The organism is Hyphomicrobiales bacterium (genome assembly GCA_039973685.1).
In the GTDB taxonomy this organism is placed as follows: domain Bacteria; phylum Pseudomonadota; class Alphaproteobacteria; order Rhizobiales; family JACESI01; genus JACESI01.
On record JBDWKL010000029.1, the window covers coordinates 24530 to 49004 of the forward strand.

The 24475-nt window shown below is 47.8% G+C and carries 22 protein-coding genes; 11 read left to right on the plus strand and 11 right to left on the minus strand.

Annotated features, from left to right (window positions below; all coding sequences use genetic code 11):
- The first annotated feature begins 11 nt into the window (after positions 1–11).
- The 5 genes from ABJO30_08590 (at position 12) to ABJO30_08610 (ending at position 5631) form a co-directional block, all read left to right on the plus strand.
- Positions 12–764: a CpaD family pilus assembly protein gene (locus ABJO30_08590; protein MEP3232869.1), complete on the plus strand. Its 753-nt coding sequence runs from the start codon at positions 12–14 to the stop codon at positions 762–764.
- A gap of 12 nt (positions 765–776) precedes the next feature.
- Entirely contained in the window at positions 777–2012 is a 1236-nt protein-coding gene (locus ABJO30_08595; GenBank protein ID MEP3232870.1) for an AAA family ATPase, read from the plus strand.
- 41 nt (positions 2013–2053) lie between these two features.
- Positions 2054–3523: a CpaF family protein gene (locus tag ABJO30_08600; protein MEP3232871.1), complete on the plus strand. Its 1470-nt coding sequence runs from the start codon at positions 2054–2056 to the stop codon at positions 3521–3523.
- 74 nt (positions 3524–3597) lie between these two features.
- Positions 3598–4599 (plus strand): type II secretion system F family protein, encoded by a 1002-nt coding sequence (locus tag ABJO30_08605; GenBank protein ID MEP3232872.1) that lies wholly within the window; start codon positions 3598–3600, stop codon positions 4597–4599.
- Between the two features lie 21 nt (positions 4600–4620).
- Positions 4621–5631 (plus strand): type II secretion system F family protein, encoded by a 1011-nt coding sequence (locus ABJO30_08610; GenBank protein ID MEP3232873.1) that lies wholly within the window; start codon positions 4621–4623, stop codon positions 5629–5631.
- 105 nt (positions 5632–5736) lie between these two features.
- Here the strand turns inward: ABJO30_08610 and ABJO30_08615 are convergent, their stop codons facing one another.
- Positions 5737–6546 (minus strand): tetratricopeptide repeat protein, encoded by an 810-nt coding sequence (locus ABJO30_08615; GenBank protein ID MEP3232874.1) that lies wholly within the window; start codon positions 6544–6546, stop codon positions 5737–5739.
- 157 nt (positions 6547–6703) lie between these two features.
- Between ABJO30_08615 and ABJO30_08620 the strand changes: the two genes are divergently transcribed.
- From ABJO30_08620 to ABJO30_08630, 3 genes are all read left to right on the plus strand, one after another.
- Complete coding sequence (locus tag ABJO30_08620; protein MEP3232875.1) at positions 6704–8080, plus strand: leucyl aminopeptidase family protein; 1377 nt, start codon at positions 6704–6706, stop codon at positions 8078–8080.
- A gap of 91 nt (positions 8081–8171) precedes the next feature.
- Positions 8172–8522: a MarR family transcriptional regulator gene (locus ABJO30_08625; protein MEP3232876.1), complete on the plus strand. Its 351-nt coding sequence runs from the start codon at positions 8172–8174 to the stop codon at positions 8520–8522.
- A 46-nt stretch (positions 8523–8568) separates the two neighbouring features.
- Positions 8569–9519: an NlpC/P60 family protein gene (locus tag ABJO30_08630; protein ID MEP3232877.1), complete on the plus strand. Its 951-nt coding sequence runs from the start codon at positions 8569–8571 to the stop codon at positions 9517–9519.
- A gap of 16 nt (positions 9520–9535) precedes the next feature.
- On the opposite strand, the gene ABJO30_08635 is transcribed toward ABJO30_08630, so the two are convergent.
- From ABJO30_08635 to ABJO30_08660, 6 genes are all read right to left on the minus strand, one after another.
- Complete coding sequence (locus ABJO30_08635; GenBank protein MEP3232878.1) at positions 9536–11164, minus strand: ABC transporter ATP-binding protein; 1629 nt, start codon at positions 11162–11164, stop codon at positions 9536–9538.
- Positions 11161–11592 carry a PIN domain-containing protein gene (locus tag ABJO30_08640; protein MEP3232879.1) on the minus strand — a complete coding sequence of 144 codons (432 nt, stop codon included), beginning with the start codon at positions 11590–11592 and terminating at the stop codon, positions 11161–11163. Before ABJO30_08640 ends, ABJO30_08635 begins: the two co-directional genes overlap by 4 nt.
- Before the next feature lie 8 nt (positions 11593–11600).
- Entirely contained in the window at positions 11601–12734 is a 1134-nt protein-coding gene (locus ABJO30_08645; protein ID MEP3232880.1) for an ABC transporter permease, read from the minus strand.
- Positions 12735–13829, minus strand: coding sequence for a microcin C ABC transporter permease YejB (locus ABJO30_08650; protein MEP3232881.1), 1095 nt, complete (start codon positions 13827–13829; stop codon positions 12735–12737).
- Positions 13830–13857: 28 nt separating this feature from the next.
- Positions 13858–15747 (minus strand): ABC transporter substrate-binding protein, encoded by a 1890-nt coding sequence (locus ABJO30_08655; protein MEP3232882.1) that lies wholly within the window; start codon positions 15745–15747, stop codon positions 13858–13860.
- A 121-nt stretch (positions 15748–15868) separates the two neighbouring features.
- The gene (locus ABJO30_08660; GenBank protein ID MEP3232883.1) at positions 15869–16414 is read right to left on the minus strand and encodes a cytochrome c family protein; all 546 of its coding nucleotides are present in this window, start codon (positions 16412–16414) and stop codon (positions 15869–15871) included.
- 226 nt (positions 16415–16640) lie between these two features.
- On the opposite strand from ABJO30_08660, the gene ABJO30_08665 reads away from it, so the two are divergent.
- Together ABJO30_08665 and ABJO30_08670 are read left to right on the plus strand one after the other, a co-directional pair.
- A complete protein-coding gene (locus ABJO30_08665; protein ID MEP3232884.1) occupies positions 16641–17381 on the plus strand; it encodes a 3-deoxy-manno-octulosonate cytidylyltransferase in 741 nt (246 codons plus the stop codon).
- A gap of 23 nt (positions 17382–17404) precedes the next feature.
- On the plus strand, positions 17405–18259 hold the full coding sequence (locus ABJO30_08670) for a prephenate dehydratase (GenBank protein MEP3232885.1): 855 nt from the start codon (positions 17405–17407) through the stop codon (positions 18257–18259).
- Positions 18260–18335: 76 nt separating this feature from the next.
- Here the strand turns inward: ABJO30_08670 and ABJO30_08675 are convergent, their stop codons facing one another.
- Both ABJO30_08675 and ABJO30_08680 read right to left on the minus strand, forming a co-directional pair.
- Positions 18336–19694: a peptidoglycan-binding protein gene (locus ABJO30_08675; GenBank protein MEP3232886.1), complete on the minus strand. Its 1359-nt coding sequence runs from the start codon at positions 19692–19694 to the stop codon at positions 18336–18338.
- Between the two features lie 342 nt (positions 19695–20036).
- Entirely contained in the window at positions 20037–22232 is a 2196-nt protein-coding gene (locus tag ABJO30_08680; GenBank protein MEP3232887.1) for a transglycosylase domain-containing protein, read from the minus strand.
- Positions 22233–22478: 246 nt separating this feature from the next.
- On the opposite strand from ABJO30_08680, the gene ABJO30_08685 reads away from it, so the two are divergent.
- A complete protein-coding gene (locus ABJO30_08685) occupies positions 22479–23591 on the plus strand; it encodes an acyltransferase family protein (protein MEP3232888.1) in 1113 nt (370 codons plus the stop codon).
- A 126-nt stretch (positions 23592–23717) separates the two neighbouring features.
- Here ABJO30_08685 and ABJO30_08690 read toward each other — a convergent pair whose 3' ends face one another.
- The gene (locus tag ABJO30_08690; GenBank protein MEP3232889.1) at positions 23718–24161 is read right to left on the minus strand and encodes a hypothetical protein; all 444 of its coding nucleotides are present in this window, start codon (positions 24159–24161) and stop codon (positions 23718–23720) included.
- A 120-nt stretch (positions 24162–24281) separates the two neighbouring features.
- The coding region (locus ABJO30_08695) for a hypothetical protein (GenBank protein ID MEP3232890.1) at positions 24282–24475 on the minus strand (194 nt) is incomplete at its 5' end.

The following is a 24475-nucleotide window of genomic DNA, read 5'->3' on the forward strand; positions in this document are numbered from 1 at the left end:
AGGAAAAGAACATGAGTGACATTAGTAAAGTTATCGCGGATACGGCAAAGGCAAAAAGCCAACCATCTGCAGTATCGTCCTCGAAGAGATCACTATCGATGAATTTTGCACTTGCAGCGCTAGCTGGGGTTGCCCTTGCAGGATGCGCGGCGCACCAACCAGCTGCTGGTATCAATGTAGCGCCATCTTCATATCAAACACGGCACCCAATTGTGGTGGATGCATCTCCAACCAATTTGGATCTGCCCGCGGGTGATCAAAAAACCCATTTCACACCGGGAATGAAGAGCGCCATCGTAGGATTTGCTGGTGACTATCGCCGCTCCGGTGGCAAAGGTATCGACGTTTTGGTGCCAGCGGGGTCATCCAATGAAGCATTTGCAAGTCATATTGCGGGTCACGCTCGCGAGGCCTTGAGCGAAGCCGGAATACCAAGCTCTCACATCAGAACGCGTTCTTATAAAGCGGTGAGTGCAGAGCATCCAGGACACGTCCGTTTAACATTCACAGCGATAAAAGCGCGTGTTGCTAGCGAGTGCGGCGTTTGGCCTACAGACATTGGTAGCGGGTTTGAAAACGAAAATTACGAGAATTTTGGGTGCGCATCTCAGCAAAACCTTGCTGCGATTATTGCCGATCCAAATGATTTAATTTCGCCACGCGGACCGGGTGAAATCAATCCAGAGCGCACAGATGTTGTGATTAGTGATTTTGAATCCAACGCGACACCAGCTGCGACTGCAGTTAGTACAACATCGTTCTAGGAGTTTGGTGATATGGAAAACAACAATACAGACGTTCGCCCAATTCCTCGGATTTCACTGCAAGCTTTTTGCGAAAACGATCAAGTGTTGGCTTCGCTTAATGAGTTCGCGAATGATCGCCGTATGTCTCGTGCTCACGTAAAAATTCATAATGGTGGCACTAAAGCAGCTATTGAATTTTATGAGAGCGCGCCTACGCCGAATGTGATTATTGTGGAAAGCTCTTTGCTTGGCGAGGAGTTGGTCAATGAACTCAACCTCCTTGCGAACGTATGCGATGCGGACACGCGAGTGATCGTAATTGGTCAAAAGAACGATGTGGAACTATATCGCCGCCTCATTCGCTTCGGTGTCTCAGAATATATGGTAGCACCGGTTGCTCCTATGGATTTGATCGCAACCATTGGTGAGATGTTTGTCGCACCAGACGCGGACCCGCTTGGACGTTCAATCGTTTTCATTGGCGCTAAAGGTGGCACTGGTTCTTCGACTGTTGCTCAGAATATGGCTTGGTCTATTTCTGAATTGTTTGAAGATGAAGTCATCATTGGTGACTTCGATTTGGCGGGCGGAACGGTTGGTTTGAATTTCAATCAAGACCCAACGCAAGGCATCGCTGAGGCGCTCTTTTCCAACGAAAAATTGGATGATATTTACTTAGATCGCTTGCTTGCAAAATGCACAGATCACTTGAACCTGCTCACAGCACCTGCAGCACTCGACCGAACTTATCAGTTTGGTAGTTCAGAGGTGGATCAACTTATTGAGGTTGCTCAAAAGTCTGTACCATTCTTCGTTGCAGATTTGCCGTGTCAGTGGGCTGATTGGACTGAGAAAACTTTGGTTTCAGCGGATGAAGTTGTCATAACAGCAACGCCTGATCTGGCAGGTCTTCGTAACGCAAAGAACCTATATGATTTATTGGTTCAAAAACGCTCGAACGACCCGAAACCACACATTGTTCTAAACCAAGTTGGCCGCAGTAAAGAGACCGAGATCAAAGCGGATGCTTTCGAAGATGCGTTGGATACTGAAATCGCAATTTCGATTCCATTCGATCCAGGCCTGTTTGGTATGGCGATGAATAATGGCCAGATGCTTGGTGAAAGCAGCGCTAAGTCTCCTATTGTTCAGCAGTTCAAATCAATGGCAGCCAGTCTCACCGGGCGAGGTGAAACTAAGGTAGCCGATCGTAAAAAACCAATGCTCCCATTCCTCGATAAGTTGCGCCAAAAGAAAGCATCTTAAGTAGCGGTATTAGAGTTTAAGCAGGGTAAAAAGGCATAGCAATGTTTGGTAAACGTCCCACAGGTGGAACAGGTGGCCAAGGTGCTTCTGTAAAAGAAGCGCCACAGCCAGCTTTGGAACAAAGTGAAGCAATTGCGGCACCCGTAAAGGTTGAAGCGTCGCCTCCGATGAAAATTGAACAGGCACCTCCTGTCCAACAAACGGAAGCACGCGATCACGACGAAGATTATTACGACATCAAGACATCGGTATTTGCTGCGTTAATCGATACGATCGATCTATCACAACTCGCATTGCTTGACCCACAAACGGCGCGCGAAGAAATTCGTGATATCGTCAACGACATTATTGCTTTGAAAAATCTCGCTTTGTCGATTTCAAAGCAAGAAAACCTACTCGATGATATTTGTAACGATGTGCTTGGCTATGGCCCGCTTGAGCCGCTTTTGGCCCGGGATGATATCGCTGATATTATGGTCAATGGCGCCAATGCGACCTTTATTGAGGTGAACGGTAAAGTTCAAAAAACCGGCTTTAAATTCCGCGATAATTCGCAATTGATGAATATTTGCCAACGCATTGTGAGCCAAGTTGGCCGCCGTGTTGATGAAGCAAGTCCAATATGTGATGCGCGCTTGCCTGATGGCTCGCGTGTTAACGTGATTGCACCGCCATTGGCTCTTGATGGCGCGTCACTTACCATTCGTAAGTTTAAGAAAGACAAGCTAACCCTCGACCAGCTAGAATCTTTCGGTTCGATCTCGCCTGAAGGTGCTGAGATCTTGAAGATTATTGGCCGCGTTCGCTGTAACGTCGTGATCTCGGGCGGTACTGGTTCAGGCAAAACAACACTGCTTAACTGTTTAACCCGTTATATCGATACCGATGAACGCATCATTACCTGCGAAGATTCGGCCGAATTACAACTTCAGCAGCCTCACGTCGTGCGTCTTGAAACGCGCCCACCAAACCTTGAAGGCGAAGGCGAAATCACCATGCGTGATCTTGTCAAAAACTGTCTTCGTATGCGTCCAGAACGTATTATCGTTGGTGAGGTTCGTGGACCAGAAGTATTCGATTTGTTGCAAGCGATGAACACGGGCCACGATGGTTCAATGGGTACGATCCACTCCAACTCACCACGTGAGTGTCTTGCTCGTATGGAAGCGATGATCGCTATGGGTGGGTACACTTTGCCAGCTCGTACCGTTCGTGAAATGATCTCAGGATCAGTTGATATTGTTGTTCAAGCTTCACGCCTTCGCGACGGTTCCCGTCGTATCACCCACATTACTGAAGTGATCGGTATGGAGGGTGACATTATTACGACGCAAGATTTGTTCGTCTACGATATGCAGGGCGAAGATGCAGATGGCAAAATCTTGGGTAAGCACCGCTCTACAGGTATCGGTCAACCTCATTTCTGGGATCGTGCCCGCTATTACAATGAAGAAGAACGGCTTGGTCGTGCATTGGATGCATCGAATATGGAAGATGAGAACTCATTTTAACGAATGGATTCACACTAAAATAGCAAAACACCCCTATGAATTTGGGGAATAGTAAATGAAGTGAGGATACTGGTTTGTTTGGTATACCGTTGAATGTGTTAATTATCGCAGCGCTTGTTGCTTTATGCGCAATGTTGTTAGCCGTCGCCTTCTTGCTTCCCAAGCTCGATTCAGAAAAACGTACAGATGCACGACTTAAAGGTATCAAGCAGGTAGGTGCAGGACGCGCGGCTAAAATATCAGAGCGCAGTCGCCAAGGTGATCAAGCAAAACGCCGAAAAAACATTCAAGAAACACTTGAAGAAATTGATCAAAAAAGCAGCAATAGTCAAAAAGTATCGCTCGCATTGAGACTGCGACGCGCAGGTTTGAAAATATCAAAGGTAACGTTCATCGTATTGTCGGTCGTCACTGGTATGATCTTTGCTCTCGTTGGCTTCATCGTTAAAGTTCCTCTGCTTATGATTGGTTTATTATTCATCGTCGGCGCCTTAGGCTTGCCTCGTTTTATCCTTTCAGTCCTCGCAAAACGCCGAATGACAGCTTTTGTTAATGAACTTCCTGACGCGGTCGACATGGTTGTGCGCGGCATCAAAGCAGGTTTGCCCCTCAACGACGGATTGAAAATGGTTGCAGGTGAGGCGAAAGAACCTCTCGCGTCCGAGTTCCGTAACGTTGTTGAAACGCAGCAGCTCGGTGTTCCAATGGCTGATGCGATACAAAAAATCAGTGAGAATTTGCCAATGCCAGAGACTAATTTCTTGGCGACGGTCATCTCTATTCAGCAGACATCTGGTGGTTCTTTGTCTGAAGCACTCGGCAATCTTTCAAAAATTCTACGTGAGCGTAAGAAGATGAAAGCGAAGATCAAAGCGATCAGTTCTGAAGCTAAGGCGTCTGCCGGTATTATTGGTTCACTGCCAATTGTTGTTGGCACTATCGTTTATATCATTAGCCCAGACTACATTGGTCGTTTGTTTGAAAGTTCCACCGGGCACCTCATCTTGGGCATTGGTTTCATGATGATGTTCACCGGCAGTATGGTCATGCGTAAAATGATCAACTTTGAAATTTAATGGTTTGGGGATTGTAAGAATATGGCAGATATAATTACGACAATCGCAGAAGGCATAAGCAACCCGCAGACCCTTATCGCGGTTGGAGCGGCTGTGGGAACCTTTGCAACCGTTGTCGGTTTGAGTCGTCCTCTTTTTGCTCGTGACCAATTGAAATCTCGTATGAAGTCAGTCTCGCTTGAACGGGACCGTATCCGTGAGAGAGAGCGTTCGCGCTTGGTCAAAGGTAAAGATGATAACAACAATTCGCTTCGTCAAGCAGAAGGCAAACGTCAAACTTTGATGCGTACCATTGTCAGTAAGTTCAATTTGCGTAAAGCGTTGGATGATGGCTCCCTAGCGAATAAACTTGCTATGGCTGGTTTCCGCGGTCCAAGACCATCGAACATTTTCTTGTTTGCGCGTTTTGTGCTTCCTTTCGCCTTTATGGTTGTTGCGGCGATCTATATTTTCAGTCTCGGTCTGTTGGCAGATCAAGTGCTCACCATTCGCCTTGGCGCTTGTCTCGGCGTTGGTTATATTGGTTTTATTTTTCCAAACATCATATTGAAAAATAAAACCGTTAAACGGCAGCAATCAATACAAAGAGCCTTTCCAGATGCACTAGACCTTATGCTCATCTGTGTGGAATCGGGTATGTCTGTTGAAGCCTCCTTTAAGCGGGTTGCTAAAGAAATTGGTTCACAATCACCGCCACTTGCTGAAGAATTGGCCCTAACAACGGCTGAGCTTTCATTCCTTCAGGTGAGAACCAAAGCCTATGATAATCTTGCCGCGCGTACTGGCCTTGACGGCGTTAAGGCGTGTACTTTGGCGCTTACTCAGGCAGAGAAATTTGGTACGCCTGTTGGTTCTGCTTTACGTGTTATGGCGCAAGAAAATCGCGACATGCGTATGAATAAAGCGGAGGAAAAAGCAGCATCACTTCCACCAAAACTAACGGTGCCGATGATCTTGTTCTTCTTGCCAGTCTTGTTCCTGATTATTATTTCGCCAGCAATTATGCAGCTTTTCGAGGCTGGTGTCTTTTAAGAAGCGTCCCGGTTTTACTCGGCTCTTCGAACACAGAAAATGCAGCGCCAAGGCGCTGCATTTTTTTTATTTCAATTCATTGAATAAACGAGAGGTTTTGAAAGCTTAGCTTTCTGTCTTACCTTCTTCCTTCAGCTTGTCCCATGTATTTTGCTGGGTCAAAAGCGAACGAAGATAAGCGATATTTGCCGCGGCTTGTTGCGGTGGAAGGTCAGAACGAGCGATCTGCTCGGCTTCTTCAAAGCGACCTTGAAGTCCAACAACCAGTGATAGGTTTTGTCTGACGCGACCATCTGCTTTAGGCTGCTTCAACGCTTGGCGTAGATAAGTTTCAGCAGATTTTAGGTCGCCCGTTAAGACATAAGACATACCAAGATTGCTTAAAACAGAAGGTTGGTTGCTGGAAATGGTAAGCGCATATTGATAGCGATTTCTCGCATTTTGATGCTGACCGGTTTGGTCATAAATTGCACCTTCAGCAGAAACCAAACGCCAGTCTGGTAGATCTGGACGTTGCGCCGATTGGATAACATTGAGCGCGCTTTCTAAATCACCCTGTGCTGCGAGTGCTTTGCCGTAGGCTGCTTGCACGCCGGTGTCTTCGGTGTGGATTGTTGAAGCCTGTTGCAACACAGCGACCGCTTGAGTTGATTTGCCCGATCTGCGAAGAGCGGAGGCAAAATTCAATGCAGCCGTGCGGTCTGATGGAGATTTCTCATATTTCTTGCCCCAAAAATCAACCGCGGCAAGCGCATCTTGATGAGTTACTGCTCGCACGGAGCTTGCAGATTTTGGGTTGCTAGAACAACCAGCAAGAACAATTGCTGTTGCAAGAGGTAGCCAAGCAACACCGCGCAGGAGCTTTTTACCTGTGGTGTTTTTAGGTGCTTTGAGATTTGATATCGAATTTGCCATAATGACCATCCGGATTTTGAGCGCGGATTGAGTGCGCAATTTGGTTGTCTATTCGTAAAGCGTTAACCCTAATCATTGGTTAACATTCCCGTCTTCAACGTTTAAATTGGCACAAATGAGTCGTGTTATTTTTGAATGATTGAGAAATGGATATCTAATGAGTGTTGAGCTGATTGCTGCAACTGATGCAGACGCGTCGATTGAAATTCATGTGCTTGCTGCACAAGACGGAGCGCTTGATGCACTCGAAGAGGCAGAGCGTGCTTGGGCAATAAGCAATGGCTTTGCAGCGAAGGCTGGTGAAGTTTGCTTGTTGCCTGGCAAAGATGGAACCTTGAAAAAGGTTTTGTTTGGTGCCCCTAAACAAAGCTCAGAGCGGAGCGAACTTGCCTATGGCGTGTTGGCGGCGAAACTCCCATCGGGCACTTACCATTTTGACAAGCCTCATAGAAATGAAGCGCTTGTAGCTCTTGCCTTTTGTCTTCATGGGTACGAATTTTCTCGTTACAAAGAAAAGGCGAGCGGCAAAGAAATCAAACTTGTTGTTGAAGACAGCCAAGCCTTGGAAGAAGCGCTTCGTCTAAGTGAGGCACACCTACTTGCGCGCGATCTCATCAATACACCTGCTAATGATATGGGACCGCTTGAGCTTTCTAACGCAGTTAAAGCTGTTGCCGATGACTACGGTGCTTCTTTCAAAGAGACAGTCGGCGATAAGCTTCTTGATGAGAATTTTCCGCTCATCCATGCGGTCGGTCGTGCAAGTGATAGCGAACCAAGATTGATTGATATGACATGGGGCGATGAAGCCCACCCGAAAGTCACACTGGTTGGCAAGGGCGTGATTTTTGATACGGGTGGCTTGAACATCAAAACTGGTAATTTCATGACCTTGATGAAGAAGGACATGGGGGGAGCTGCAAATGTTTTGGCGCTGGCAAAAATGATTATGGATGCGAAATTGCCGGTCCGCTTGCGGTTGCTCATTCCAGCTGTCGAAAACGCCATATCTGGGAATGCGTTCAGACCCGGTGATATTCTACCTTCACGACTTGGCTTGAGTGTTGAAATTACCAATACAGACGCTGAGGGCCGTTTGGTTCTCGCAGATGCTTTGGCCTTAGCTGATGAAGAAGAGCCGGATATTCTAATCGATATGGCGACATTAACAGGCGCTGCTCGTGTTGCCCTTGGCCCCGATTTGCCACCCTTCTACACCCACGATGAAGCCTTTGCAGATGAGCTCAAAGTGCGGGCTAAAGATATGGCTGATCCACTTTGGCATATGCCACTTTGGGCGCCTTATCAGTCCATGCTGGATACGCCAATTGCGGATGTAAACCATGCCCCAGGTGGCGGTTTTGCAGGCTCCATTACGGCAGCACTCTTCTTAGAGCGATTTGTCAAAAAGGCCGCGACGTGGGCGCATTTTGATGTTTATGGTTGGACACCAACTGCTAAGCCAGCGCGGCCTAAAGGCGGGGAAGCACAAGCCATTCGTGCGATTTACGGCCTGTTAAAAGCGCGTTTTTAACCCTGATTTGCAACGTTTTTCCTGCAATCTTGAAAAGCACTATGGCTCTGTTTAAATTAAAACGGTTCCGTAATGAAGAAGGGTTGTACTGTTGGCGATCAATTTGCGTGCAAGTCAAGCATTGAGTTTATGGCGCGAGGTCAACCTTGATCTCGTCCATAATGACGATATTGATTTGTCCTACCGTCAAATCACCATCCTGCTAACGATCTACCTTGAACAGCCACCGCACACCGTGCGCGGCTTGGCAAAACAGCTAAACGTCACAAAGCCAGTAATCACCCGTGCCTTGGATACTATGGGTAAGCGGGGACTTGTTTCGCGAGTGCGCGATGAGGATGACAAACGAAATGTTATCATTCAGCGTACCGTAGAGGGCGCCCTCTATGTCGAAATGCTGGGAGATGCTATACAAAATAGGGCACGTTTACTTCCTATTTAATATAATAAGCGATGCTGCAGTAGCAATTTGGCAAAAGGGCAGCAATATGGACGATCGTTATCTAAATATTCCAAGTGAACTCTCGGATGATATGCGTTTGACGCCAATCCGCGAAGGTGTTGCTGCTGAAAGACTTCAAGGCATCGTTCAAGCAGAACGTTTTGCAGAAGGAAAAAACCTTCATATCACCGCACCCGTTTGTGTGTTGAAACGTGAACCCGATGATGGCGCTGCTATTGATAGCCAGTTGCTTTACGGTGAGCGTTTTGTTGCTTATGGCGAGAGAGGCCAGTGGCTTTGGGGGCAAGCTCCTCGTGATCATTATGTTGGCTGGATTCGTAAAAATGTAGTGGCCGAGGGCCATTTGGATGCGACCCATCAGGTTATGTCTCGCGGAACATTTGTGTACTCAGAAGCAGATATGAAATCTCAACCTGTGATGAAAATTCCAATGGCATCACGTTTGGTTGTAACTGATCGCGTTAACGTGCGGGATACAGACTATCTGAAAACAGACCGTGGCTGGTTGATCAAAAAACATGTCCGCCCTTTGTCAAAAAGTGCGCGTGACTTTGTGATGGTCGGAGAAAGCATGCTTGGCATGACCTATCTGTGGGCGGGTCGTTCGACATTTGGGCTTGATTGTTCAGGCCTTGTCCAACTGGCGATGCAAATGGCTGGTATTGCTGTTTTCCGTGACACAGACATGCAGGAAGCATCCATCGGTGAGGCCGTTGAGCTTGCACCGGATCTTTCGGGTCTTAAGAGAGGCGATCTCATCTTTTGGCCAGGTCATGTTGGCATGATGCGTGATAGCGAAAATATACTTCACGCCAATGGCCACACGATGACAGTTTTCGCTGAACCTTTGGAAAATGCTGTTAAGCGGATCTCTTATCTTTATGGCACTCCGCGTTCTGTTCGCAGACCATTTGCTTTGACAGGCCAAGTGTCTAATCCGGCTGAAGGTGCTGCACCAATCGCGCAAGCAAGCTAACATTTAAAAGCTAATACTAGTCTGCAACAGCACCTGTCGTTGCCTCAATATTGAAGGCAGCGGCCATGAGTGCTTTGGTGTAATCGGTCTGTGGTGCATCAAAAATTTGTGCGGCGGAGCCATGTTCCACAATCTTACCCTGCTGCATCACCATCACATGGTTGGATAGCGCGCGAACCACTTTCAAATCATGGCTGATGAACAGATAAGTGAGCTGGTGCTTCTTTTGAAGGTCACGCAACAAATCCACTACCTGTGCTTGAACACTCATATCGAGCGCTGACGTTGGTTCATCCAACATCACAAATTTAGGTTCAAGCACCATTGCCCGCGCAATCGAAATGCGCTGACGTTGCCCACCGGAAAATTCGTGCGGATAGCGAACGCGGGTTGAAGGATCAAGCCCAACTTCTTCAAGCACATTGCAGACAACTTCATCGCGTTGTTGTGCGTTCAAATCTGGTTTGTGAATGAGTAGGCCTTCTTCAATGATGCCTTGCACAGAAAGACGCGGGCTAAGTGAGCCGAACGGGTCTTGGAAAACAATCTGCATATCGCGGCGCAAGGGGCGCATTTCTTTGAAGCTAAGATCATTGATTTCTTGGTCGCAAAACCGAATGTTGCCTTCAGACGAAATCAACCGCATCAGCGCAAGGCCGAGTGTCGTTTTGCCGGAACCACTTTCACCCACGACACCGAGCGTTTGCCCTGCGCGCACGGCAATATCGACACCGTTTACAGCTTTGACATGATCAACCGTGTTACGCATCAAGCCAGCCTTGATCGGGAACCAAACTTTGAGGTCGTCAACTTCCATCACCAAAGGAGCGGTTGCATCTTCAGCAATCGGATCGCCTTTTGGTTCAGCAGAAAGTAGGTGGCGCGTATATTCGTGCTGCGGGTTGTCGAAAATTGCCTTCGTATCACCGCGCTCAACAATCTCACCATTGGTCATCACGCACACTTCGTCGGCAATCTTACGAACGATGCCGAGGTCATGAGTAATGAATAAAAGACCCATACCAGTCTCATCTTGTAGCTTTTTCAAAAGCTCCAAAATTTGCGCCTGCACCGTTACATCAAGGGCGGTGGTTGGTTCATCTGCAATCAACAGGTCTGGCTCATTCGCCAGTGCCATGGCGATCATCACGCGTTGGCGTTGCCCGCCAGAGAGTTGGTGTGGGAATGATTTAAGCCGGCTTTCAGGGTCGCGAATACCCACTTGCTCAAGCAGCTCCAGCACTCGAGAGCGGGAAGCTTTTTCGCTCATGCCTCGGTGAATTTTGAGGGTCTCTGCAATCTGGCGTTCAATTGTATGAAGTGGATTGAGCGACGACATGGGCTCTTGGAAAATGAACGAGATGCCATTGCCCCGCACTTGCCGCAACCGCTTTTCTGGCACCGATAGAAGGTCTTCACCCTCATAGATAATTTCACCATGCGGGTGATGGGCCGCGGGATAGGGTAAGAGCTTCAAAACAGAAAGAGATGAGACAGACTTGCCAGAACCAGATTCGCCCACCAACGCCAGCGTTTTTCCCTTAAACACATCAAACGATATGCCTTTGACTGCATCCGTGACCTTGCCGCCTTGGCGAAATTGGACGCCGAGGTTTTTGACCGAAAGGAGAGGGGTTTCGCTCATGCTAAGGCCTCCAGTTCATCGAGGCTCAAAACATCAATTGGGCTATAGTGGCGCATGTCTTTATCTTGTGAAAGTACGAACGCGCAATCGGCTGCTTCCGCCGTTGCACAATGCACTGCATCAATCAGCTCTAAACCAGATGTCGCGGCAAAAGTGGCGGCTTCGCGCATCACGGTGCCATCCGCTGCAAGGGGGGTGAGGCCGGTGCTGTTGTCAAACAGTTCTTGATAGCGAGTGACCAAATCCATGTTCTCGTTTTGCATAGGCTTTAACAGCACTTCGCCACGTGTGATTTCGCTGGTGACTAGATAAACAAGGCCTTGTTCGGCTGCGCGAAACAAGTCGATTGCTTTCGCATTGAAGGCTTCAACCATTGCAATGAAGATGTTGGTGTCGAGGTAGACTTGTTCGTGGAGGAGGCGTTGCATCTTTTCCCTCACACAAATGTCTTGCGCGGATCAAGCGCATCTCGAACGGCTTCGCCGATGAAGATGAGCAAGCTCAGCATGAATGAGATGATCAAGAAGGCTGAAATGCCGAGCCATGGTGCTTGCAGTTCGTCTTTACCTTGGCGCAGCAATTCGCCTAGTGATGGCGACCCCGGTGGCAGGCCGAAGCCTAGGAAATCAAGCGAGGTCAATGTCGTAATCGACCCGTTCAAGATAAATGGCATGAAGGTGATGGTCGCGACCATGGCGTTTGGCAGGAGGTGCCGCCACATGATGGTTCTGTTGGAAACACCAAGCGCACGCGCTGCGTTGACATATTCCAAATTTCGCGCACGGAGAAATTCTGCCCGAACAACGCCCACAAGGGCCACCCAAGAAAACAACAGTAAGATGCCAAGCAGAACCCAAAAGCCGGGCGCGATCACAGAGGCAATAATCAGCAGCAGATAGAGCTGTGGGACCGAGGACCAAATCTCGATGAAACGCTGCAATAGAAGATCTGTCCAACCACCGAAATAACCTTGCACCGCTCCGGCTGCAACGCCGATGATGGAGGAGAAGATTGTCAGCACGAGGCCGAAGATAACGGAAAGACGGAAACCATAAATCACACGAGCGACAACATCGCGGCCCTGATTATCTGTTCCAAGAAAGTTTAAATTACCAAAGGTGCAATTCACATCGTCAACGCCGTTTGGATATTTACCACAGGCTTCTGCGCGGTCCATCAACCAAAAAGGAGCCGACGGGGCAGGGCGTGGAATGTCTTTGTTGACGGTTCTGAATGAATAACGAAACAGCGGCCAAATCATCCAGCCTTTAGCGTTGATTTCATCTTGAATGAAAGGATCGCGGTAATCTGTGATGGCTAAGAAGCCGCCAAATTTTTCCTCTGGATAGTCCACCACCACAGGGAACAGCAATTCACCGTCATAGCTTGCAATAATCGGCTTATCGTTCGCGATTACTTCCGCAAATAGCGATGTTAAGAACAAAAAGATGAAAATCCACAGCGACCATGAGCCGCGTTTATTGGCTTTGAAGTTCTCCCAACGCCGTTGTGTTATCGGCGAAAGGCGAGGTTTTTTAACTTCTGCTAGAGGTGTCGCATGATCCATCAATCAGACCTCCCGCGCTTCAAAGTCGATGCGTGGATCAATCGTCATGTAAACGATGTCTGAAATTAAATTCACGATCAAACCCATGAGGGAGAAGATATAGAGCGTTGCAAATACCACGGCATAATCTCGATTGAGTACGGACTCGAAACCTAAAAGACCCAGCCCATCAAGCGAGAAGATAACTTCAATCAAAAGCGATCCTGTAAAGAAGGCCGTGATGAAGGCACCAGGGAAACCTGCAATGATGATCAACATGGCATTGCGGAAAACATGGCCGTAAAGCACGCGATGCTCGCTTAAGCCTTTGGCTCGTGCGGTGACCACATATTGTTTTCTGATCTCATCCAAAAACGAGTTTTTGGTGAGAAAGGTGGTGGTGGCGAAGGCTGCTAGCGCCAAAGCGGTGATCGGCAAAGCAAGGTGCCAGAAATAGTCGACAATCTGCCCAAACCAAGAGAGCTCTTCAAAGTTATCAGACGTCAGCCCCCTGAGCGGGAACCAGTCAAAAAACTCGCTACCTGCGAAGAAGACAATGAGCAAAATGGCAAAGAGAAAACCTGGTATCGCGTATGCGACCACGACCACACCCGATGTCCAAATATCAAATTTGCTACCATCGGATACAGCTTTTTTGATGCCAAGCGGAATGGAGATGCCATATTGCAAAAGGGTGAGCCACAGGCCGAGTGAGATGGACACGGGCATTTTCTCAATGATGAGATCAATGACAGAGACATCACGGAAGAAACTGTCACCGAAGTCAAACCTCAGATAATCCCAAACCATGATGAAGAAGCGCTCTACCGGTGGTTTGTCAAAGCCGAACTGGGCTTCCAAGTCTTTGATGAAATCTGGATCTAACCCCTGTGCGCCGCGATATTTTGAGCCAAGGTCGTTGAGTGAAAGATCTTTGCTGATGTCACCTGCACCACCGCTTACGCGATCAGACGCACCTCCAGCAGCACCAGTTAGTTCCGCGATGATTTTCTCAACGGGACCACCAGGTGCGAATTGGATGACCAAAAATGCAATCGCCATGATGCCAAGCATGGTTGGGACTATAAGTAAAAGTCGCCGTAGTATGTAGGCGGCCATGTGTTCTCCGTGATGAACGAATCAGTTGTTAGATATTGGCTGCTTTTTCTTTGTCATACCACCATGTAGAAAGATAGGGGAATGCATAGGCTGGTTTTTCAACTTGTGGGAAACCAAACTTATTCCAATAAGCAACGCGGTGGTTGTCGATATGCCAATTTGGGATGGTGTAGAAGTTCGCACGTAGCACTCGGTCTAATGCACGGGCGGCTACTTCCATATCTTCACGATTTTTCGCGCCTTCAACAGTTGCAATCAATGCGTCTGCTGCTTTCAGTTTCACACCAGATAAGTTGCCTGTTCCTGGCAGATCTGCAGCTTCAGATGAAAAGGCTGTTTTGAAACCTTGCAACGGTGTGGCTGAGAAACGGCGGGCTTGGCCCACAATATCAAAGTCGTAATTGCGCACGCGGTCATTATATTGGGCTGCTTCCACGTGGCGAATATTTGCTTTAATGCCGAGTAATTCGAGGCTTTGAATGTAAGGGGCGAGAACCCGTTCAAAGCTACGTGAGCGAATAAGGAATTCAAGACTTAGCTGAGTGCCATCATCGCGGGTCTGGACGCCGTCAATTCGTTTCCATCCAGCTTCTTTGAGCAGTTTTGCTGCTTTGCGCAATTGATTGCGGTCCCGTCCACTTCCATCAGAAACAGGCGGTTTAACAGCTTCATCAAAAACGCGTGGCCCCAATTCTTCGCGGAAAGGTTCAAGAAGGGCAAGTTCAGCCCCTTCGGGCTTGCCTTTGGCTTCAAATGTTGACGTTGCAAAATAAGATTCAGAACGGGTGTATGAGCCATAAAAGAAGGTCTCATTGATCCACTCATAATCAAAAGCCAAGCCCAAAGCTTCGCGCGTTTTGGGATCTGCAAATTTGTCGCGGCGAGAGTTGATGAAGAAAGCTTGCAAAATGGCAGATTTGTCGCCTGGCAGGGTGGTCTTGATAACCTTGCCTTCTTTAACAGCGTCAAATGTATATTGGGTCGCCCAGTTCTTCGCGGTATCTTCCAAACGAAAATCAAGATCACCTTTTGCAAAGGCTTGAAAACCTACAGCCCAGTCGCGGTAAAATTCAATGCGTATGACATCGAAATTGCCTTGCCCGATATTGATCGGCAGGTCTTTGCCCCAATAATCATCCTTGCGATTATATTCGATAAACGTGCCCGGTTTGAAATTGCCAACCTCATAAGCTCCCGAAGAAACGGGAATATCCATTGAGTTACCCGCAAAATCGCGGCCAGCGTAATAAGCTTTGGAAAAAATTGGCAGTCCGGCTGCAGAGAACGGCGCGAATAAAGATTGTTTGCCGTTAAAAGAGATTTCCACCGTGTGGTCATCCACCGCGCGACAGCCGACCAAATCAGACAGAGATTGGCTGATGGATGGATAGCCTTTTTTCGGGTCTATCATTGTCTCAATAGACCACACCACGTCATGGGCCGTGATGGGCGTGCCATCTGAGAAGCGGGCTTCTTTGCGCATGTTGAAGGTGAAGACATTGCCGTCTTCAGAAACATCAATGGTTTTTGCCACAAGACCGTAGACTGAATCAGGCTCATCAGCGGTGCCAGCGACCAAGCTGTCATAGCAAATCTCAATGCCCATCGGGCCATCGCCTTTGGCCGCGAAGCCGTTCAGCGTGTTGTAGGTTTGATAATTTTGATTGTAGCCCCAGCTTGATGGGATGAAATTAAATTGCCCACCGCGTGGCGCTGAAGGGTCAACATAATCAAGATGTTTGAAGTCGGCTGCATATTTTAAATCGCCAAATGCTGAAAGACCATGAAGCCCTTTTTTGCCTGCTGCCCATGCTAGTGGCGCCATGCTTGTTAAAGCGGCTGTTGCAGCAATACCTTTTAAAAAAGTTCGACGTGTTGTCTCACACCGCAACATCGGTGGTCTACGATCAAAATGCATTCTGGTACTCTCCCGTGTACTCTAGTGGGCCAGAGCATAACGGTGAGATTTTAAAATGGCGAACAAAAAAACCGCCCAAAAGACTATTTTGAGCGGTTTTTTGTATTTTATGCAGTCTTGGTTACTCGCCAGGAAGCGGTGCCGGTGACCCAGAGAGTGTGCGCATATAAGCGATAATATTGGCACGGTCTTGAATCTTTTTAAGACCAGCAAAGCCCATCGCAGTGCCTTTGATCCACTTGCTTGGTTTCTTCAAGAAACCGTCAAGCTCATCGTAGCTCCACACTTTGCCTTCAGCGTAGCCTGTTAACCCGCCTGAATAACCAAACCCGTCAGCGCTACCGATGGCTTTGTTGACAACGTTGTAAAGCGCTGGGCCAACTTTATTCTTGCCGCCTTCTTCAAATGAGTGACAAGCAACGCAACGTTTGAGGAGCTTTTCACCGGCTGCAACATCAGCTGTTGCAAGCATTGGTCCAATTTCTTCTACAGGTGCAGCTTCAGCGCCCGCATCAGAATTGCCAGCATCTGCAACTTCGATTTTATAGCCCTTTGTTTCAGGTGCTTCGTGATGGAAAACCAACTCGCTCATAAAACTCACGCCTAAAACGACGAAGATGGTGAACAAAAGGCCCATGAAAACGGTGTTAATGTCAGGTTTTTGCATCGCTAAAGCGACTCCTCTAAAAACTGCGCCCCATACAGTGGCAGGCAGGAAATCTTATATTTGGGCGGAAACTACCCTTTTTGCTGGGAAAATCAACTATGATCAGCACGTCTTCTGAATTTTGCGGCTAAAAGCTGCACGAAGTTGTGAATTTCACCCTTGATATGCCCTTTATAAAGGTGCAGGAACGAGCCCGTTGTATGACAAATGACAGTTTAAACAGAGAATGTTAATGAATCCGCTCGTCTTGATCCCTTCTCGTATGGCCTCAACACGCCTCCCTGGGAAACCGTTGGCTGATATAAATGGGCTGTCGATGGTTGTTCAGGTCTATAAGCGTGCGAGCGAGGCCAAGATTGGGCGTGTGGTTGTTGCCGCTGACGATCAAGCCATAGTGGATGCTGTTTTAGAAGCCGGTGGCGAAGCAATTATGACGCGAGCAGATCACACCAATGGCTCAGATCGCATCCATGAAGCGATGGAAGCAATTGACCCTGAGGCAAAACACGATGTGATCATCAATGTTCAAGGCGATTTGCCGACAGTCGATGTTCAATCAATACAGGCAACCTGCAAAGTATTAGAAAAAGATAGCGTCGACATTTCTACAATTGCGGTTGAGATCGTTGAGGAAGCAGAAAAGACCAATCCGAACGTGGTGAAAATTGTTGGGTCGCCCCTTGGTGATGGACGTTTAAAGGCGCTTTATTTTACCAGAGCAACCGCTCCTTATGGAGAGGGGCCGCTATATCATCATATTGGACTTTACGGATATAAGCGTGACGCATTGAAACGATATGTGTCGCTTTCGCCCTCGACACTTGAGACGCGTGAAAGTTTGGAGCAATTGCGTGCTCTTGAAGCAGGTATGTCAATCGAGGTCGCACTCGTTGACACAATCCCCCTTGGTGTCGATACTCCTGCCGACCTTGAAAAGGCCCGCACCTTGCTGGCATCCCGATCGTGAGAAACAAATAAATGGCTGACCAAATGCGCGCGAAAATTTCCTTTCAAGGTGAGAAAGGCGCTAATTCAGATTCGGCTTGCCGCGACATGTTCCCCGATATGGAGCCGTTACCTTGTGCGACCTTTGAAGATGCTTTTTTAGCCGTTGAAACCAGTGTGGCCGATCTTGCGATGATCCCGATTGATAATTCACTCGCGGGCCGTGTCGCAGATATTCACCACCTTTTGCCAGCATCCAATTTAAACATTATCGGCGAATATTTCCTGCCAATCCATTTTCAATTGATGGTGCTGCCAGGTGTTGCAAAAAATGAAATTACGGAAGTGCATAGCCACATTCATGCGCTTGGTCAGTGCAGAAATATAATCCGCAACAACGGATGGACTGCAATGGTTGCAAGCGATACGGCCGGTGCTGCCAAAATGGTGGCTGAAAGAGGGGACCGCCATGTTGCTGCCCTCGCGCCGTTTCTAGCCGCTGATCTTTATGGCCTCGATATTTTAGAAAAAAATGTTGAAGACGCAGATCACAACACCACCCGCTTTGTTGTTTTATCTCGCGACGCCAAAGTGCCAGTAAAGTCAGAGCATCCAACGGTCATGTCCTTTGTGTTTCGCGTGCGAAATGTTCCGGCTGCGCTCTATAAGGCAATGGGCGGTTTTGCGACTAACGGCGTGAATATGACAAAACTGGAAAGCTATCAACTCGACGGCAAATTCACGGCGACGCAGTTTTATGCGGAAATTGACGGTCATCCTGATGATCAAGGTGTCAAATATGCGCTTGAGGAATTAGGGTTTTACTCGGATGAGATCAGAATTCTCGGGACCTATCCTGCAAGTTCATTCCGTCAATCAATCAACAAAACCAATAGCTAGATCCTAGCCCGAGTTAGTCATAAAAAAGCGGAGCTTGAAGCTCCGCTTTTTCGTGATTGGTCTTGAGTGAAGTTGATTAAAACTTCAATTCACCGTTTTGCGCACCAGCTTGTGTTGCGCCATCGCTCAAGGATGCAATGATTGGTGAGGCATCAAAGAATGTCAGCTCAACTTCATTGACTGTTGGTCCCGCAGGTATGTTGATTGCGAAGTAGTAGTTACATGCATGAGAGAAGCCAACGGTTGAGGCATCATATTTGTTGCCAACCATGCTTTGCTTGACCATCGTGTCAAACGTGCCAGCATTCGCTGAAACCAACGCACCACACGCAGGAGCCGACGCAACTTTATGGTTCGCCGCATCGATGAGTGGCTTATAGGTAGCAGGCATTGGAGCGAACACATTTGCCGGCGTCGTTGGTTGGTTGAATGATAGTTTACGCGTGATGGTGTGGATTTTACCACCACTTGCAGCCACCGCGATTTTATCTGAGCCGAAGCCTGTCGTTCTTTCGCAGAATGTAGCATTCGCAAATGATTCACAGTTCACAAAACCTTGGCTTTGCAACAAAGTCGGAACATTCGCAAACGAACCACCAACCGTTACACCGAGAACTGCTGGACGATCAGCCATTGTTGAATATGGCGCACCGTTTGCGGCAGGAGATGTTGGTGCTGGTGTTGATACTTCCAACAACGGAGCTGGTTGAACCACTTGTGGCTGCACTGGTTGAACAATTTGCGGCTGAACAGGTTGTAAGGCTGGTTGCGCTGGCTGAATTACCTGCGGTTGAACGGGTTGAGCCACTTGCGGTTGCACTGGCTGGAGCGCTGGTTGCTGAGGCTGGAGCGCATTATAAGCTGCAACACCCGTTGCTGCTGGTACAACTGTTTGTGGAACATAACCTTGTGGAGCTATTGGTGCCTGTGGAGCAACGGCAACCTGAGTTGTTGGCGTTTGAGGTGCAACGCCTGCAACAGCTACTGCTGCTTGTTGAGAAAGCAATGCGGTTTGCTGTGGGCTTAAAGCGCCAGTTGATGGCAAGCCGTTTGCAATTTGGAACTGACGAACAGCATTTCTTGTGCGGCGACCAGAAATGCCATCGGCAGACCCGGCATTATAACCCAATTGGTTCAACCATGTTTGTGTGTTGTAAGTGTTTTGGTTGAAGGCTGCACGTGTGCGTTTCGAGTATGTTTTGCGTTTTGAATATGTGCGGCGGTTATTATATTGACGACGCTTGCTATAATAACGACGGGCACGCTTCTTGCGCTTTTGGTTCTTGTAAACTTTATGAGCAATGAAACCAGCGGCGGCACCTGCTGCAAGGCCGCCAAGAACTTTCCCTGCATTGCCTGCTTGTGCTTGCGGCGCGGGAACGGCGATTAAGAATGTTGCGCTAAGTACAACGGCTGTTAGTGAACGTAAAAGCATTGAGCCCTCCTGAGAAAAATAAATGTAAAATACCGACTTCTTGAGAAGCCTAATGAAGCAAATCTGTACAATATACGGGCCGATAAAATGCCCTTGTTTTGAAAGTAACGGCGACTATAAGGTTTTGTCAAAGCACAAATTCGCTTCTTTTGTGCACTATAAATAGCCGCTTTAAAGAATACGTGATGTGTATAAATGCATGTTGCTGAAAAGAGATTGTATTTCAATGGTTTGAATATTTTGAAATACCTGTGTTGGGTAACGAGCTTAAAGCAGTAGTAAATGAAAGCTCTAGCTATACCTAACACTAGCGATCATTAATCTTTGAAAAGCGCAAATTTGCTATTCGCGCCCAAAAATCTTTTTAAAGAAGCCTTTGATACCCTTTTTATCCTCATTTGCGCGAACAACTTGCGGCGGAGGAGTGGTTGGTATTGGGGTGCCGCCATTTTGGACGATTATATCGTTGATGTTTTGCGGCAAATTGTCAGCGAAGATTTGATCTTTATATCGGCCTGGTAAATCGGCAATCGGCACACCTTGATGAGCCTCTTCCATAAATTGCTTCCAGATGGCTGCAGGTAAATTGCCGCCAGACGCTTTTTTGGTTGGTTTGTTGTTGTCATTGCCAACCCAGACCACCGTGGTGAGGTTTGCGGTAAAGCCTGCAAACCATGCATCGCGAAATTCTTGGCTGGTACCCGTTTTGCCACCCGCAGGCCATTTTTTCAAAGCGGCCCGTTTGCCAGTGCCTGTCACCAAAGTCTCTGACAGCATCGCATTCATCATGCCTAGGTGTTTAGCGTTGATGACTTTGACATATTGCTCATTGCCATCTCGCTGATAGAGCACTTTGCCACTCTTGGTGATCACGCGTTTGACGATATAAGGGGCAACTCTATAGCCGCCATTTGCAAACGGCACATAGGCCGTTGCCAATTCAAAAGGCGTTACTTCAGACGTACCAAGTGACAGTGAATAATTAGGTTTGAGCTTTGAGCGCACACCCAATCTATTGGCCACATCCACAACACTTTGCGGTCCAACCTCATAGGCCAATTGGGCGGCAATCGTGTTGAGAGATTTTGCAAGCGCTGAACGAAGTTTGATTTCGCCTTCATATTTCTTTGAGTAGTTCTTGGGTTTCCAGCCCTTGATTGAAATCGGTTTGTCCACCCGAATGGTGTCGGGGGTTAGGCCGCTTTCAACGGCTGCTAAGTATACAAAAGGCTTGAATGACGAACCAGGCTGACGTTTTGCTTTGACCGCACGGTTATATTGGCTTTTGCCATAATCCCGCCCACCGACCATTGCGCGCACCGCGCCAATGCCATCCATTGAGACGAGTGTGCCCTGTGATACGCCGAGTTTCTTGCCGTCGTCATTAAGGCCCTTTGCAATGGCGTTTTGAGCAAATTCTTGTAAGTGGCGATCAATTGTCGTGTCGACAATGACGTCTTCTTTGATCTCGCCCACATATTTCGGCAGAACATTCATCACCCAATCAGCAATGTAATTGTGAGCGCCGGTTTTGCGTGGTGGTATTTTGTTGGAAGGAATGTCGAGGGCAATTTCGCGTTCACGCTCTGAAATATAGCCTTCGCGCTCCATGGCGGCCAAAACAAGCTTGGCCCGTTTGCGCGCGCCTTCAGGATTTTTTGAAGGAGCAAGGCGTGAAGGTGCTTTAACGAGACCCGCCAAGGTTGCTGCTTCACCAAGATTGAGATCACGGGCAGATTTTTTGAAATAGCGTCTTGCTGCTGCATCAACGCCATAAGCATTGGCGCCGAAATAAACGCGGTTGAGATATATCTCGACGATTTGGTCTTTGGTGTATTTTGTCTCCAACCAAAACGCCAAAACCAATTCTTGTACTTTGCGTTCAAAGGTGCGGGCCGGTGATAGAAAGAGGTTCTTCGCCAATTGCTGACTAAGAGAGGAACCACCCTGAGCCAGACGGCCTTTAGCAATATTTGTCACCATGGCACGGGCAAAGCCTAAAACATCAAAACCAAAGTGCTGATAAAAACGGTGGTCTTCAATCGCGACAATGGCTTGCGGCATATAAGCCGGCATCTCGTGTAAGGGTACAGCTTCGCCGCCCGTTGTGCCGCGGTTGCCGATCAATGAACCATCAACAGCGACAATCTTCACATTCGGCGGACGGTCTGGCACGGCCCATTGCGAGCTGTTTGGTAGCTTCGCGGTATAGTAGCCCAGAATGCCAACCACACCGATGACGGCCCATAGGCCCAATACCAAGGACCAGTAAATACCTTTACGCATGAAACCAACGAGGCCACCTGATGAGCGTGCTTTTTTGCGTCGGTCCTTTGCAGTGGCTTTTTGAGGCTTGCGGCGGGCGCTCGATTTTGCGGGTGCTTTTTTGCGCGTGGCTTTGCGCTTCTTGCCAGACTTCCCACCGGGGCGGTCTTCTTCGCTGAGGGCAAGATTGAGATCACCCTTGCGGCCACGTCCAAAATTCGCATCGATTTTAGGTTCGATCCGCTTTGTTTTTTTCTTCGCACGTTTGAACACTAAGCGAATTCCCGTCGATGGTTTGCAAATTTAATTGGTTCCTTGGCATGAAATCTAAATGCGGCGATTTAAGGGGCAGTTAAGGTGAAGCTGCTGTTAAGCAAAAAAGAGCTGATTTTCTGCAATTAGTTTAGGTCGCTGTTAATCATAGCCGCGGATTTCCGCCATTTTCACACAGCCGTTACAAGTATTAATACGCTTCCGTGGTATTTTCCGAGCCTACTTAAATAACTTGGGTGAGTGATTATGACGACAGCAAGTACACTTAAAGCCTCATTTCCTGCTGGAAGTGATGGGCGCATCGACTGGGTTGATTATGCAAAAGGCTTTTGCATCATCTTTGTGGTTATGATGCATTCAACTTTGGGTGTTGGCAAAGCTGCCGGCGGCGAAGGCTGGCTCCACTACGTTGTAGAATTTGCCCGCCCTTTCAGAATGCCTGATTTCTTTATGATTGCTGGCCTGTTCTTAGCGCTTGTTATTGATCGTCCTTGGAAGAGTTACCTAGATAAAAAGGTGATGCATTTTGTCTACTTCTATCTGATTTGGACATTCATCCAGTTCGGCATCAAAATCCCGACTAATGGCGCAGAAATTGGCTTTGCTAATCTTCCATTGCTTTATTTCCAAACATTCTGGGAGCCATATTCTACCCTTTGGTTCATCTATATGCTGCCAATTATGTTTGTTGTGACGAAGCTTTTGAAACCGCTCCCGTGGTATCTAGTTTTCGGCGCGGCAGCTGTTTTGCAAATTGCGCCTATCCATACAGGCAGCCTGATCGTGGATGAATTTGCATCGCGTTATGTCTATTTCTTCGCAGGCTATTTCTTTGCACCGCACATCTTCAAGCTGGCTGAATGGGCACGCAACAATGTGAGCCTTAGTGTTCTTGCTCTGCTTTTGTGGGGTGTGGTCAATGCCATGTTGATGTTCAACTCAGTTGAAATCACGCGTCATGGTTTGCCGAGCGTTAGACAGATTGGTGATCTTCCAATTATCGCATTGGGTCTTGGATTTGCTGGTGCTGTGGGTGTGATTATTGTGTCCGCTCTGCTTGCAAAGGTTCGTTGGATGTCATTCCTGCGTTTTTGCGGACAGAACTCAATCGTGGTCTATCTCGCCTTCTTCTTCCCGATGGCCGTCTCTCGCGCCGTGTTGTTGAAGTTTGGTGGCTTCCTTGATCTTGGTACAATCTCAGCTCTGGTTACTGCTACAGCCGTGATCGCGCCGCTTGTGCTTTATTGGGTTATCAAGAAGGTTGGCTTTGGTCGCTTCTTGTTTGAACGACCTGCGTGGGCTCATATTGATCGCCCTTCATCATCAAGCAGCAAAGCATCGCTTGCCCCTGCTGAATGAACAAAGCGCCTTGCTAAGTAAAACCAGCATACGCAACTGACGAATACAAAAATGCCGCTGCCTCTTTAATGGAGACAGCGGCATTTTTTTGCAAAATGTTTGAAACGTCTAAGGGTTCTAAAAGTTTTAAACCTTTAAGGCTTCACGGTCCTTCTTGGGTGCGAAAAGGAAGAAGCTAAAGATAGCGTAGCAAATGGAGACGAAGAGCCCGAAACTTGGATGTAAAAACGAGTCTGCCCATTGCCATACAAGCAAGAAATTGAGACCCGCTAGCAAGCAACGGTCTAAGATAGAGTGATAGCCTTTATCCAACTCCATAAAGGAAAAGTACTTGTGGCTACGTGCTGAGATTGCGCAAAGGGCAACCACGAAGAGTTGCCACGTTATATATTTGTTGAAAGCACCATCGCCGTCATCGCCAAGTAGGAAGGCGACCCCAACCAGAGCCGCACCGATGAGTTGAGCCATAAAGATGTTGCCTTTGGCTGCCAAACTGGCAATGAACATCGTCTTGAAGTTGACTTCTTTGGGGTTGGTTGCGCCCAAATACCACGTTTTTAGCATTTCCATAACGTCCACCTCTCATCATCTACAGCATTGGGAAAATATCCCGTTGGATAATAGATTAGTGAAAAGGGTTAAAAATTTGGTGGATGTTTGTAAGAAATAGCGTGTTAATTTCAGGTGCGTCTAATCCCCGTAGACAGCTTTAACGCACGTCATTTCGCACATTGCTTCAAAAGGCTCAACCAGTGCTGGATATTTGTTACGCCATCCGATCGCTTCAAACCTGAAGTCTAGATATTTTAGCATGGCAACAAAGGACGCTTCAGACAAATCAAACGGACCGCTCAACAGATCGGCCACATTCTCGTTGACCCATG

Bases quoted from the DNA above. Each gene is read 5' to 3' on its own strand.
- ABJO30_08630 (MEP3232877.1), top strand. From the start codon at position 8,569: ATGGACGATCGTTATCTAAATATTCCAAGTGAACTCTCGGATGATATG.
- ABJO30_08620 (MEP3232875.1), top strand. From the start codon at position 6,704: ATGAGTGTTGAGCTGATTGCTGCAACTGATGCAGACGCGTCGATTGAA.
- ABJO30_08690 (MEP3232889.1), bottom strand. From the start codon at position 24,161: ATGGAAATGCTAAAAACGTGGTATTTGGGCGCAACCAACCCCAAAGAA.
- ABJO30_08615 (MEP3232874.1), bottom strand. From the start codon at position 6,546: ATGGCAAATTCGATATCAAATCTCAAAGCACCTAAAAACACCACAGGT.
- ABJO30_08595 (MEP3232870.1), top strand. From the start codon at position 777: ATGGAAAACAACAATACAGACGTTCGCCCAATTCCTCGGATTTCACTG.
- ABJO30_08590 (MEP3232869.1), top strand. From the start codon at position 12: ATGAGTGACATTAGTAAAGTTATCGCGGATACGGCAAAGGCAAAAAGC.
- ABJO30_08640 (MEP3232879.1), bottom strand. From the start codon at position 11,592: ATGCAACGCCTCCTCCACGAACAAGTCTACCTCGACACCAACATCTTC.
- ABJO30_08650 (MEP3232881.1), bottom strand. From the start codon at position 13,829: ATGGCCGCCTACATACTACGGCGACTTTTACTTATAGTCCCAACCATG.
- ABJO30_08635 (MEP3232878.1), bottom strand. From the start codon at position 11,164: ATGAGCGAAACCCCTCTCCTTTCGGTCAAAAACCTCGGCGTCCAATTT.
- ABJO30_08670 (MEP3232885.1), top strand. From the start codon at position 17,405: ATGCGCGCGAAAATTTCCTTTCAAGGTGAGAAAGGCGCTAATTCAGAT.
- ABJO30_08675 (MEP3232886.1), bottom strand. From the start codon at position 19,694: ATGCTTTTACGTTCACTAACAGCCGTTGTACTTAGCGCAACATTCTTA.
- ABJO30_08655 (MEP3232882.1), bottom strand. From the start codon at position 15,747: ATGCATTTTGATCGTAGACCACCGATGTTGCGGTGTGAGACAACACGT.
- ABJO30_08660 (MEP3232883.1), bottom strand. From the start codon at position 16,414: ATGCAAAAACCTGACATTAACACCGTTTTCATGGGCCTTTTGTTCACC.
- ABJO30_08600 (MEP3232871.1), top strand. From the start codon at position 2,054: ATGTTTGGTAAACGTCCCACAGGTGGAACAGGTGGCCAAGGTGCTTCT.
- ABJO30_08685 (MEP3232888.1), top strand. From the start codon at position 22,479: ATGACGACAGCAAGTACACTTAAAGCCTCATTTCCTGCTGGAAGTGAT.
- ABJO30_08610 (MEP3232873.1), top strand. From the start codon at position 4,621: ATGGCAGATATAATTACGACAATCGCAGAAGGCATAAGCAACCCGCAG.
- ABJO30_08665 (MEP3232884.1), top strand. From the start codon at position 16,641: ATGTTAATGAATCCGCTCGTCTTGATCCCTTCTCGTATGGCCTCAACA.